Origin of the sequence: Conexibacter stalactiti (assembly GCF_033542075.1) — a bacterium.
Taxonomy (GTDB): domain Bacteria; phylum Actinomycetota; class Thermoleophilia; order Solirubrobacterales; family Solirubrobacteraceae; genus Conexibacter; species Conexibacter stalactiti.
Map to the genome: position 1 here is coordinate 1 of NZ_JAWSTH010000149.1, position 12,402 is coordinate 12,402.

A 12,402-nucleotide genomic window follows, 5' to 3' on the forward strand; every position below is an offset into this window, starting at 1 on the left:
GGCCGCGCAGGCCGCCGCCGTGCCGGCGCGCGCCGCCGCGGCCCGCCCGGTGCGGCGCGCCGACCCCGTTCCGGACGGGCCGAACGTCGTCGTGATCGTGCTCGACTCGTTGCGCTACGACCACGTCGGCGCGAACGGCAACAGCTGGATCAGAACGCCGAACATCGACGCGCTCGCGCGCGAGAGCCTGCGCTTCACGCGCGCCTTCCCAGAAGCGATGCCGACCGTCCCCGCGCGGCGCTCGCTGTTGACCGGGCGCCGCGTCTACCCGTGGACGAACTGGAAGCCGACGCGCAACCTGCCTGGAACGCCGGGCTGGACCGGGCTCGGCGCCGGCGAGGCGACCTGGCTGAAGACGCTCAGAGCGGCCGGTTGGTGGACGGGCTACGTGACCGACAACCCCTTCCTCGGCTTCAACCCGACCTGGGCGCCGCTGCGCAGATCGGTCGACCGCTTCGTGCGGATCGGCGGCCAGGTCGGCGCGCGGCGGCCCGCCTCCTCGATCTCGCTCGCGAGCGCCAGACACTGGCTGCCGCGGGACATGGCGACCGACCACTACGTCAGCGGGATGCGTCAGCACCTCGCCAACCTCGCCGGCGCACGCGATGAGCGCGAGCAGTGCTGCGCACGCGTCTTCAGCAACGCGATCGACGTGCTCGCGAGCGCGAAGCGCGCCAGACGGCCGTTCGCGCTCGTCGTCGACTGCTTCGACCCGCACGAGCCGTGGGCGCCGGTGAGGAAGTACCGCGACCTCTACCTCGACGGCTCCTATCGCGGCAATGAGCCCGGCAACGTCCGCTACCGGCCGGCGAGATACCTGACGCCCGAGGAGCAGAGACGGCTGCCCGGCCTCTACGCCGCCGCCGTCACGCAGACCGACGCCTGGCTCGGCCACTTCCTCGCGGCGCTGCACGACGCCCCCGCGCTCGTCGACGACACCGCGATCGTGCTGCTGAGCGACCACGGGATCGTGCTCGGCGAACGCGGCTGGACCGGCAAGCCGGCGCTGGAGCTGCACCCGGAGCTGACGCATGTGCCGCTGCTCGTGCGCGCGCCAGATCGCCGTCGCGCGGGTCAGAGCGCGGACTACTTCAGCTCACCCCACGACGTCGGCCCGACGCTGCTGTCGATCACCGGGGTCAGACGCCCCAGCACGATGGACGGATCGGACCTCTCACCGCTGCTCGCCGGCGGCAGACCTGCGCAGCGGCGCGACTTCTGGTTCGGCGGCTACGCCAACCACTGGTACTACCGCGACGGCCGCTGGGCGCTCGTCGCCGACGGCAACAACAGAGGGCGCGAGCTGTTCGACCTGCGCAAGGATCCGGGCGAGCGCACCAACGTCGCCGCGCAGCACCTGCCGCTGCTCGACCAGATCCATACGCGCGTGCTGAAGAGCGCACGGTTGAGCCGCCTGCCCTACTTTGGACGATCGTGAAGGTCGGACGTGCCATCCTGGCCGCGCTGGTCGCGGTCGTGCTGTCGAGCGCGCTGCTCGCCGCCGCCGCGAGCGCGCAGGCGGTCCCGCTCGCCGCGAAGCCCAACATCGTCTTCGTGTTGACCGACGACCTCTCGTGGGACCTCGTCGACTACATGCCGAACGTGCGGCAGCTGCGACGCGAAGGCGTCACGTTCAGCAACTACATCGTCACGGATTCGCTCTGCTGCCCCTCGCGCGCGTCGATCCTGACGGGCAAATATCCGCACAACACCGGGATCTACCGCAACACCGGCGCGGACGGCGGCTTCCTCGCCTTCCGCGACCGCGGTCAGGAGCAGCAGACGTTCGCGACCGCGCTGGCGGCGCAGGGCTACCGCACTTCGCTGATGGGCAAGTACATGAACCAGTACAACCCCAAGAGCGTGCGCGACGATCTCGGCGCGCCGTACGTTCCGCCGGGCTGGACCGACTGGCAGGGCGTCGGCAACGGCTATCCCGGCTACGGCTACCGGATGGTCCGCGACGCGAGGGTCGTGCGCAGAGGCCACCGCGCCCGCGACTACCTGACGACCGTGCTGCGCCGCGACGCCGTCGGCTTCGTGCGCGACGCGGTCGGCAACGGGCAGCCGTTCATGCTCGAGCTGGCGAGCTTCGCGCCGCACACGCCGGCGACGCCCGCGCCGCGCGACCGCGGCCGCTTCGCCGACGTCACCGCGCCGCGCACCGCCGCCTTCGACGAGCAGGACCTGAGCGACAAGCCGGGCTGGCTGAGCGGCCACCGCCGCCTCACGTTCGCGCAGCAGGAGCGGATCGACGCCCACTTCCGCAAGCGCGTGCGCTCGGTGCAGGCGGTCGACCGCGCGCTGGGACGAATCCGTCGCGAGCTGCGACAGCTCGGTGTCGAACGGAACACCTACGTCGTCTTCAGCTCCGACAACGGCTTCCACATGGGACAGCACCGCCTCACGCCGGGGAAGCTGACCGCGTACGACCCGGATGTCCGCGTGCCGCTGATCGTCGCCGGCCCGGGCGTTCCGGCCGGCGCGACGGTCGAGGAGATCGCCGAGAACGTCGACCTCTGCCCGACCTTCAGCGAGCTGGGCGGCGCGGCGGTGCCGGCGACCGTCGACGGCCGCAGCCTCGTCCCGTTCCTGCGCGGCGGGCCGGCGCCGGCCGACTGGCGCACGGCCGCGCTGGTCGAGCATCGCGGCGCGGTCACCGCGCCCGACGATCCCGACTTCCCGGCGCGTGGCAGCGGCAACCCGCCGACGTACGAGGCGCTGCGCACGCGCGACAGGCTCTACGTCGAGTATGCCGACGGCGAGCGCGAGTTCTACGATCGTCGCGTGGACCCGGAGGAGCTGGACAACATCGTCGACGAGCTGTCGCCGGAGCGGCTCGAACGGCTCGCCGCGTCCGTGCAGGCGATGCGCACCTGCGTCGGGGTCGGCTGCCGCCAGGCGGCGCGGCTCGGGGTGGAGTCTCCGCTGCCGTGACGCGCGCGCCCCTCCCCGCCGTTTCGCCGGCCGCCGCCGTCGTCCTCGCCGCGCCGCCCGCTCGCGTGCGAGGCTTTCGCCGATGACGCGCATCCTGTTCGTCTGCCTCGGCAACATCTGCCGCTCGCCGACGGCCGAGGCGGTGATGGCGCACCTCGTGCGCGAGGCGGGGCTGGAGCAGGAGGTCGAGATCGAGAGCGCGGGGACCGGCGGCTGGCACGTCGGCAACGTCCCCGACGCACGCGCGACGGCTGCCGCGGGCGCCCGCGGCTTCGCGATGCGCAGCGTCGCGCAGCAGGTCACCGCCGCCGACTTCGACCGCTTCGACCTGCTGATCGCGATGGACCGCGAAAACCTCGCCAACCTGCGGCGGCTGGCGCCCGACGCCGACGCGGCGCGGAAGGCGCATCTGCTGCGCGAGTTCGACCCCCACAGCGCGGGCGCGCCGGACCTCGACGTGCCCGACCCGTACTACGGCGGCACGGACGGCTTCGACCACGTGCTCGACCTCGTCGAGGCGGCCTGCGCCGGCCTGCTCGACGAGCTGCGCACGTCGCGGGCGTGAGCGATCGGGCGGCGCTGGCGACGGCGCTTGCCGGCGCGCTCGGCGAGCCGGTCGCGGCACTGACGCCGATCGCCGGCGGCGACCTCAACGACGCCTTCGCCGCGACGCTCGGCAGCGGCGAGCGCGTCTTCGTCAAGACGAGCGCCGATGCGGCGCCCGGCGCCTTCGCCGGCGAGGCGACCGGCCTGCGCTGGCTGGCGGCCGCGCGGGCGCTGCCGCTGCCGCAGCCGCTGGCGGTGCTCGACACCGCCGTGCCCGCGCTCGACGCTGCGGCGCCCGCGCTCGACGCCGCCGTGCCCGCGCTCGACGCCGCCGCGCCCGCTCCGATCCGCCTCCTCGCGCTCCAGTGGATCGACTCCGGCCGCCCGACACCCGACACCGACGAGCTGCTCGGCCGCGGGCTGGCACGGCTTCACGCAGCGGGCGCGCAGAGCTTCGGCGGTCCTCAGGCGCAGCTCCGCATCGGACCGCTGACGTTGCCCAACCAGCCCGCGCCCGACTGGCCGAGCTTCTACGCCGAGCGGCGGCTGATCCCGCTTGCCGACCTCGCCCAGCAGCGCGGCGCGCTGCCGGCCGGTGCGATCACCGCGCTCGACCGCGTCGTCGAGCGGCTGCGCTCCAGCGACGGCGAAGGCGGCGGCCCCGGCCTCGCCGGCCCGCCGGAGCCGCCCGCTCGGCTCCACGGCGACCTCTGGGGCGGCAACGTGATGACGGGCGCAGGCGGCGAGCCGTGGCTGATCGACCCCGCCGCGCACGGTGGCCACCGCGAGGTCGACCTGGCGATGCTGCGGCTCTTCGGCGGCCCGTCGCAGCGCGCCTTCGACGCATACGAGGAGGTCGCGCCGCTGGCGCCCGGCGCCGCCGAGCGCGTCGGGCTGTGGCAGCTCGCGCCGCTGCTGCTCCACGCCGCCCTGTTCGGCGGCGGCTGGGGCGCCCGCGCGGCAGAGCTGCTCAAGCGCTACACCTAGGCGGCGGCCGTTCTCCCGTCCGCCCCCGCCGGCGTCTGCCCCGGCAGCACGCCCGGCCCCGGCAGCTGCGCGCGCACCTGGTAGATGCCGATGAAGCCGGAGCGGAAGCCGTTGCGAGAGGCGCGCAGGTAGAGCCGCCAGACGCGGATCCGCTCCTCGCCGGCGAGCCGCGTCGCCTCCTCCAACCGCGCGTCGAGGTTCTCGTACCAGTGCTTCAGCGTCTCGGCGTAGTCGTCCGCGAAGCCCTCGACGTGCTGGGTCACGAAGCCGGCCCGCTCGAGCGCGAGCAGGTTGCGGCTCAGGGGCAGCGGCTCGCCGTCGGGGAAGACGTAGCGCTCGGAGAACGGGCCCGCCTTCGGGTCGCTGTGGCGCAGGCGCGTGATGCCGTGGTTGAGCAGCCGGCCGCCGGGCTTCAGCGCGCCCGCGAGCAGACGCGCGTACTCGTCGAGGTTGGCGTCGCCGACGTGCTCGACCATGCCGATCGAGGAGACGGCGTCGAACGTCTCGCCGGCGAGGTCGCGGTAGTCCTGCAGACGGATGTCGATCTTGTCGGAGAGACCGGCGGCCGCGACGCGGTCGCGCGCGATCTGCGCCTGCGACGGGGAGAGCGTGATCCCGACGACCTCGGCGCCGTACTCGCGCGCCGCGTGCAGCGCCATGCTGCCCCAGCCGCAGCCGACGTCGAGCAGCCGCTCGCCGGCTCTCAGCCCGAGCTTTGAGGCGACGAGGTCGAGCTTGGTCGCCTGCGCCTCCTCCAGCGTTCTGGCGCCGCGCGAGAAGATCGCGCACGAGTACGTCATGTCGTCGCCGAGGAACAGTCTGAAGAAGTCGTTGGAGACGTCGTAGTGGTGGCGCACGGCTTGCGCGTCGCGCTCACGCGAATGGGCCTTGCCGCTGAGGATGATCTCGGCGGCCGGCCGTCTCGGCGGCACCGTCGCGCCGACCGCGCGCGTGGCGGCGAGCATCAGCTTCGCCTTCGTGCGGCCGTCGACCGGCGCGGGCTTCCATTGCTGCAGCAGGTCCATCGCGGCGTCGATGTCGTCGATCGCGATCTCGCCCGCGACATAGGCGCGGCCGATCCCGAGCTGGCCGGGGGCGCGCAGCGCGTGCGCGACCGCCTTCGGCGATCTGATCGTGAAGACGGGGCCTCCGCCGTTGGTCGTCGGCAGCTCGCTGCCGTCCCAGAAGCGGATGGTGAAGGGACGATCGGGAAACGCGCGCTCCACCTGCTGGCGGAGCGGTGTGGTCACGGCAAAGGGCATGGATCTCACGCTATCGGTTCGATGGTTCTCGATGCAACAACTATGTTCCACCTCATGATGGTGCGATGGTCAAACGGACCTTGACCGGCTCGTCTCGCCAGCCGCGCGGGTACGGTCCCGAAGATGGACCGCTTCGCGCTGCAGGAGATGACGCTCCACGGCCACCGCATCGCCTTTCGCGCGGGCGGCAGCGGGCCGGTGCTGGTGCTGGTGCACGGGATCACCTCGACCTCGCGCACGTGGGAGCGCGTCTTCCCGCTGCTGACGCGCAACTTCACCGTGATCGCACCCGATCTGCTCGGCCACGGGCAGTCGGCCAAGCCGCGCGGCGACTACTCGCTCGGCGCCTACGCCAGCGGGGTGCGCGACCTGCTCGTCGCACTCGGCCACGAGCACGCGACCTTCGTCGGTCACTCGCTCGGCGGCGGCGTCGCGATGCAGCTCGCGTACCAGTTCCCCGAGCGCTGCGAGCGGCTCGTGCTGGTCGGCAGCGGCGGTCTCGGCCGCGAGGTCAGCGTGCTGCTGCGGGCCGCGACGCTGCCGGGCTCTGACGTGGTGCTGCCGCTGCTGGTCAACCAGTACCTGCTCGACGCCGGCCGGCTCGCCGGCTCGCTGCTCGGCCGCCTCGGCCTGCGCGCCGGCACCGACATGGCGGAGATCGCGCGCGGTCACGCGTCGCTCGCCGATCGCGACGCCCGTGCCGCCTTCGTCCACACGCTGCGCGCGATCGTCGACGCCGGCGGGCAGCGGGTCGACGCGCGCGATCGGCTGTACCTCGCCGAGCACGTTCCGTTCCTGATCGTGTGGGGCGAGCACGACAGCATCATTCCCGCCGCGCACGGCCGTGACGCCCATGCGCTGGTGCCGTCGAGCCGGCTGGAGGTCTTCGAGCGCTCGGGCCACTTCCCGCACGTCGACGAGCCGACCCGCTTCATCGAGCTGATCGAAGAGTTCGTCGCCACGACCGCGCCCGCCGCGGTCGAGCCGGAGCAGTGGCGCGAGCTGCTGCGCGTCGGCCGCGCCGCCTGAGCGCGCCGCCTCGCCGAAGCGCGCCGTCCACACGCGCGCGCTGCGCTCAAATCAGAAACTCGCCGTTCTGCCTTCTAGGGCACGTTTGCGCGCACGGTTCTCGGTTCCAGAAAACAACTGTGTATGTATTATTGGTAGCGCCGCGATCGCGCGCGGCGCAGTAGCGCTCCGCACCAGGCGGAGCGAGAGGAGAGTGTCCACAGCGCTAGCGGCCGCCACGGTTGGCGGCCGCAGATAGGGGCTGGTCAATGCCGTTCGTCAGTCGAGCCCGCGGGCTCGCGCTCACCGCATCCGCGGTGCTGCTTCTGCCTGCCACGGCGGGCGTCGCCGACGCCGCGCCGCCGGACGGCCGCGGCTACGAGCTCGTCTCTCCGTTCGATACGAACGGGACCGACATCTACAACCTGCCGTTCGGCGGCTACGGCCAGGCCGGCACGGTGATCGCGGCCGACGACGGCGAGCGCGTCTACTACAGCTCCTTCGCCGCCTTCGCCGGTGCCCCCTCGACCGGCGTCACGGGCTACACCGCGTACCGCGCGAGCCGCTTCGACGACGGCTGGGAGACCAACACGCTGCAGCCGCCGATGACAGGCCCGCCGGTCGTCGCCAACGGCGCCGGCAGCCCGGTCGGCCTCACGCCCGACATCAGATACGCGTTCGTGATCAGCAACCAGGCGCTCGCGCCCGGCATCCCGGCCGACTACGCCGGCCGCAACATCTTCCGCCAGGAGCCCGACGGCAGCTTCACGCTGCTCGGCACGCAGATCCCGAGAGCGGTCAACCAGCCCAACTGGGTCGGCACCTCGGACGACGGCAGCCACGCCGTCTTCGAGAGCGCGGAGCTGGTCCCGGGCGCCGGCGCCAACCTCTACGAGTGGGTCGACGGCACGGTCCGGGCGGTCGGCGTGCTGCCGAACGGGACCTTCGCGGTCGGCGCGCAGGCGGCCGGCAAGGACCACGTCGACAACGCCGTCCGCCACCGGCAGGTCTCGGCCGACGGCTCGCACGTCTACTTCACGTCGAACGCGGGCGGAAAGCGCGAGCTGTACGTGCGGATCGACGGCAGCAGAACGGTCGCCGTCTCCGCCAGTCAGCGCACGCCGGTCGACCCGGCCGCGACCGCGGCGACCGCGCGCCTCTTCTGGGGCGCCTCGGAGGACGGCCGCGTCGCCTGGTTCACGAGCAGAGAGGCGCTGACCGACGACGCCAACACCGGCGCCGCTGACGCGGGCAGCGACCTCTACCGCTACGACCTCGACAGCGGCGAGCTGACCGATGTGTCGGTCTCCGCCCATGTCGCCAGAGGCGCCAACGTGCGCGGCGTCCTCGGCACCTCCGCCGACGGCAGCACCGCCTACTTCGTGACCGAGAACAGAGTCGGCGCCGAGGGCGCTGACGGCGCGTACAACCTCTACGTCCACCGCGACGGCGAGACCCGCTTCATCGGCGCGCTCGCCGCCACCGACGCCGTCAACTGGAGACAGGACGCCGGCACGCACGCGACCGCGCGCGTGACCCCTGACGGCGGGCAGCTGCTGTTCGTCTCGGTCGCGCAGCTGACCGGCTACGACAACAGACACGCGACGACGAACGTCGTGCAGAAGCAGGTCTTCCGCTTCGACGCGACCGCTGATCCGGCGGACGCGCTCACCTGCATCTCGTGCAACCCGAGCGGCGAGCGGCCGCTCGGCAGCTCCGACATCCAGGCATTCCAGAGCGCCAAGACGAGCAACCCGACCGGCTCGCTGCCGCGCAACATCTCCGACGACGGCAGCCGCGTCTTCTTCAACAGCGCCGACAGACTGGTGCCGGCCGCCGTCAACGGCCGCTTCAACCCGTACATGTGGGAGAACGGGACGCTCCACCTGCTCTCCTCCGGCACCGCGGCTGCCGACGCCTACTTCGGCGACGCCAGCGCCAGCGGCGACGACGCCTTCTTCACGACCTCCGAGCCGTTGCTGGCGCTCGGCCAGAGCGACAAGGTCGCGCTGTGGGACGCGCGCATCGGCGGCGGCTTCCCGCTGCCGACGCCGCCGCGGCAGTGCAGCGGCGACGCCTGTCAGGGACCGCCTGCGCAGCAGCAGCGGCCGCAGGATCCGGCGAGCACGCGCTACGTCGGCAACGGCAACGTCGTCGAGCCGCCGGAGCGGGTGCCTTCGCTGAAGGTCACGCCGCTCACCGCCGCGCAGCAGAGAGCGCTCGCGCGCGGCGGTCGCGCGGTCGTCGTGGTGACGGTCGGCGGCGCCGGCCGCGTCACGATCGCCGGCACGGCGCGCCTGCCCGGCACGCGCTCGCTCACGACCGTCCTCGGCAACGCCCGCGTGGCGACCGAGGGCCGCATGCTGCGGATCCCCGTGCGGCTGTCGAGCGCCGCCCGCCGCGCGCTCGCCGGCGGTCGCTCGTTGACCGTCCGCTTCGCCGTCAGCCAGGAGCGGGTCGGCGTCCGCCGGCAGACGCTGAGACTGCCCGGCGCGGCGAGAGCCGCCAAGCGTCCCGTCCACTCCAGCACCCGGAGCCGGTAGGCCATGACGACCACGTTCACCACCACCGCGCTGCGCCGCCTTGGCGTCGCGCTCGCCTGCGCCGTCGCGCTGCTGTGCGCCGCGGCCGCGAGCGCGCAGGCGGAGTTCGGCCTCGTGCCCGACAGCTTCGTCGCGACCGTCGACAGAGCCGACGGCAGACTCGAGCAGCAGGCCGGCGGCATCCCGTACTCGGCGACGACCCGCTTCGAGTTCAGATCGACGGCCGCCGACAGACCGGACGGCAACGTCAAGGAGATCGACGTCGAGCTGCCGCCCGGCTTCATCGGCAATCCGCAGGCGCTGCCGCGCTGCAGCGGCGCCGACTTCGCGAACATGGACGAGGCGACGATGTCGCCCGGCTGCCCCGCGGAGACGCAGGTCGGCATCGCGGTCAACACGATCGACCTCGGCTTCAGACTCCCGCTCGACTCGGGCGTCTTCAACCTCGTGCCGCCGCCGGGGGCGCCGGCCGCCTTCGGCTTCACCGTCCTGGGCGTGCCGGTCACGATCGTCGCGAGAGTGCGCGACGAGGACCACGGCCTGACGATGTCGCTGCGCGGCATCTCCGGCTCGGTCGGCATCTACGACTCGGAGCTGACCTTCTGGGGCGTGCCGGCCGACAGCAGACACGACGCGCAGCGCGGCAGATGCCTGATGAACGGCGGCAGATGCGCCGCGAAGGCGCCGTTGAAGCCGTTCCTGGCGAACCCGGTCGACTGCCAGAGCGGCCCGCTGCGCACGACGCTGCGCGTGCGCTCGTGGCAGGACCCGTCGGTCGAGCACGTCGCGACCGCCGACACGGAGAGCTCGCCGCACAACTGCGGCCGCGTCAGCTTCCGCCCGGCGATCGACGTCGATCCGGAGACGACGAGAGCGGGCGCGCCGAGCGGCTACGACGTCACGATCGCGGTGCCGCAGGGCGATGACCCGAGAGGCTCCGGGACCGCGGACCCGTACGACGACGTCGTCACCTCGCAGCTGCGCGACGCGGTCGTGACGCTGCCGCTGGGAACGGCGATCTCGCCGTCGGCCGCCGACGGCCTCGCCGCCTGCACGCCGGCGCAGATCGCGCTCGACAGCCCCGGCGCGCCGACCTGCCCCGAGGCGTCGAAGCTCGGCGAGGTCGAGATCGTCAACCCGCTGATGGACGAGCCGCTGCGCGGCCCGATCTACCTCGCCAAGCCGACCGACGAGCAGCTCGTCGCGATCTACCTCGTCGCCAGCGGCTCCGGCGTGACGCTGAAGCTGCCCGGCACGATCGACCCCGATCCGGTCACCGGCCAGCTGACGGCGCGCTTCCTCGACAACCCGCAGCTGCCGTTCAGCAAGCTGTCGCTGCGCTTCAAGGGCGGTCCCCGCGCGCCGCTCGCCAACCCGTCGACCTGCGGCCCGGCGACGACGACCTCGACGCTGACGCCGTGGTCGGCCGGCATCGGCGACGACGACGTCGAGGGCACGCCGCCCGCGACGCCGTCGAGCAGTTTCACCGTCGACGGCGACGGGCTCGGCGGTCCGTGCCCGGCGAGCCGGCCGTTCGCGCCGGCCTTCGCGGCCGGCGTCGCCGACCCGACTGCGGGCGCTTCGAGCCCGTTCACGCTCAACCTGGCGCGCGCCGACGGCGACGAGCGGCTGGCGCAGCTGTCGCGCGTGACGTTGCCGCCCGGCCTGCTGGCGAACGTCGGCTCGGTGCCGCTCTGCGGAGCGGCCGACGCCGCCGCCGGAAGCTGCCCGGTCACGAGCCGCGTCGGCACGGCGACGGTCGCGTCGGGCGCGGGCACGAGCCCGTTCCAGCTGGCCGGCGGAATCTCGCTGACCGAGGGCTACCGCGGCGCCCCGTACGGGCTGTCGATCGCGGTGCCGGCGGTCGCCGGCCCGTTCGACCTCGGCACGGTCGTCGTGCGCGCTGCGATCCACGTCAACAACGACGCCTCGCTGACGGTCGACGCCGATCCGCTGCCGACGATCCTGAAGGGGATCCCGCTCGACCTGCGCTCGATCTCGCTGCGGTTCAGCCGCGCGGGCTTCATGGTCAACCCGACCAATTGCAGCCCGCTCGCGATCGGGAGCATCGTGCAGCCGGTCGCCGGCGCCGCGATCGCGCTCAACTCGCCGTTCCGCGTCGGCGACTGCGCGTCGCTGCCGTTCAAGCCGGGGATCGAGGTGACGGCGACGGCCGCCGCCGCCAGCAGCGCCGCGCTCCGCGTGCGCGTGACGCAGACGCCCGAGCAGGCGCACGCGCGCTCGATCGCGGTGACGTTGCCGACCTCGCTGACGGCGCGGCTGGAGACGCTGAGATCGCCGTGCACGCTGGAGCAGGCGACCGCGGGCAGCTGCCCGGCGCGGACGCGGATCGGCACCGCGACCGCGATCACGCCGGTGCTGGCGACTCCGCTGAGCGGACCGGTCTACATGATCAGAGGCGGCAACAGACTGCCGGACCTGCTCGTGCAGCTGCGCGGCGCGGTCGCGATCGACCTCAGAGGGACGGTCGTGATCACCCGCAAGCAGCAGATCAGAAGCACGTTCGGTCAGATCCCCGACGTCGCGCTGACGAGCTTCGACCTGCGCCTCGACGGCGGGCCGAACTCGGCGCTCTCGCGCACGAGCAGATTCTGCTCGATCGACCCGGCGACGCCGACCGTGGCGCTGGGCCAGAACGGCAAGCGCTTCAGCCGCGACGTCGTGATGAGAGCGGAAGGCTGCAAGCTCGGCGCGCACGCCGCGGCGGGCGCAGCTGCCGCGGACGGCCGGCCGCGGACGGTGGTCGTGAGAGCGACCGCTCCCGGTCCCGGCACGCTGCGGCTGAGCGGGCGTCACTTGCGTGCCGCGAGACGGACGGTCGCGCACGGCGGCACGTTCACGGTGAAGCTGCCGCTGACGGCTGCCGGTCGCAGAGCGCTGGCAGGCAGAGGCCGCCTGAGCACGACGGCGAAGGTCGTGTTCACGCCGCAGGCCGGCGGCGCGGCGAGCACCGTCACCGCGAGAGCGACGCTGAAGGCGTCGCGCCGCGCGAAGAAGTAGGGAGCGCGCACGGCGGCCGGCCGGCGCGAGCCGGTCGGCCGCCGCTCAGCGCGGCGCGGCGCAGGCCGCGAGCACCGAGGCGCCGGCCAGCTCGCCGG

The 12,402-nt window shown here is 73.2% G+C and carries 8 protein-coding genes; 7 read left to right on the top strand and 1 reads right to left on the bottom strand.

Annotation, left to right across the window (positions count from 1 at the left end):
- The 4 genes from R7226_RS29470 to R7226_RS29485 form a co-directional block, all read left to right on the top strand.
- A partial coding sequence (locus R7226_RS29470) for a sulfatase family protein (RefSeq protein ID WP_318601053.1) occupies window positions 1–1,438 on the top strand: 1,438 nt, incomplete at its 5' end.
- On the top strand, window positions 1,435–2,937 hold the full coding sequence (locus R7226_RS29475) for a sulfatase family protein (protein ID WP_318601054.1): 1,503 nt from the start codon (window positions 1,435–1,437) through the stop codon (window positions 2,935–2,937). The genes R7226_RS29470 and R7226_RS29475, both read left to right, overlap by 4 nt.
- An 82-nt stretch (window positions 2,938–3,019) precedes the next feature.
- Window positions 3,020–3,502, top strand: a complete 483-nt coding sequence (locus tag R7226_RS29480) for a low molecular weight protein-tyrosine-phosphatase (protein WP_318601055.1) — start codon at window positions 3,020–3,022, stop codon at window positions 3,500–3,502.
- Window positions 3,499–4,470: a fructosamine kinase family protein gene (locus tag R7226_RS29485; RefSeq protein ID WP_318601056.1), complete on the top strand. Its 972-nt coding sequence runs from the start codon at window positions 3,499–3,501 to the stop codon at window positions 4,468–4,470. The genes R7226_RS29480 and R7226_RS29485 overlap by 4 nt, the downstream gene beginning before the upstream one ends.
- On the opposite strand, the gene R7226_RS29490 is transcribed toward R7226_RS29485, so the two are convergent.
- Window positions 4,467–5,732, bottom strand: coding sequence for a cyclopropane-fatty-acyl-phospholipid synthase family protein (locus R7226_RS29490; protein ID WP_318601057.1), 1,266 nt, complete (start codon window positions 5,730–5,732; stop codon window positions 4,467–4,469). The genes R7226_RS29485 and R7226_RS29490 overlap by 4 nt on opposite strands.
- Before the next feature lie 123 nt (window positions 5,733–5,855).
- Here R7226_RS29490 and R7226_RS29495 point away from each other — a divergent pair, with 123 nt between their 5' ends.
- The 3 genes from R7226_RS29495 (at window position 5,856) to R7226_RS29505 (ending at window position 12,304) form a co-directional block, all read left to right on the top strand.
- A complete protein-coding gene (locus R7226_RS29495) occupies window positions 5,856–6,761 on the top strand; it encodes an alpha/beta fold hydrolase (RefSeq protein WP_318601058.1) in 906 nt (301 codons plus the stop codon).
- Between the two features lie 296 nt (window positions 6,762–7,057).
- A complete protein-coding gene (locus tag R7226_RS29500) occupies window positions 7,058–9,283 on the top strand; it encodes a TolB family protein (protein ID WP_318601059.1) in 2,226 nt (741 codons plus the stop codon).
- Window positions 9,284–9,286: 3 nt separating this feature from the next.
- Entirely contained in the window at window positions 9,287–12,304 is a 3,018-nt protein-coding gene (locus R7226_RS29505) for a hypothetical protein (protein ID WP_318601060.1), read from the top strand.
- Window positions 12,305–12,402: the final 98 nt, after the last annotated feature.